Here is a 287-nt window from a genome sequence, read left to right as displayed (position 1 = left end):
GACCTGAACGCAGCGCCTTAGACCGCTCGGCCATCCTGACGACAAGTGCCTCAGGCCCCTTGTCGAAGTTCCGCCGTGTCACACCTCCACACACTCTAAGACATGGGTGACTTGGAGACACCTGGACTTTGCGCAGACTAAACCGTGGCATTGACCGAAGACTGCCTCATTGAAGCTTCTTAAAGTCTTGTCAGAAGTGGGATTTGAACCCACGCCTCCCTGAGGAGACTGCGACCTGAACGCAGCGCCTTAGACCGCTCGGCCATCCTGACGACAAGTGCCTCAGG

1 tRNA gene is annotated in these 287 nt (G+C 57.1%); it reads right to left on the bottom strand.

Going from position 1 to position 287, the window contains the following annotated elements:
- Positions 1-188 precede the first annotated feature (188 nt).
- Positions 189-272 (bottom strand) — tRNA-Leu (locus tag IEQ44_RS15700).
- Positions 273-287 lie beyond the last annotated feature (15 nt).

It is taken from the genome of Nocardioides malaquae, from assembly GCF_015070385.1.
In the GTDB taxonomy this organism is placed as follows: domain Bacteria; phylum Actinomycetota; class Actinomycetes; order Propionibacteriales; family Nocardioidaceae; genus Nocardioides; species Nocardioides malaquae.
The sequence above is the reverse complement of the archived record's forward strand: the minus strand, read 5'-3'. Positions and strand labels throughout refer to the sequence as shown.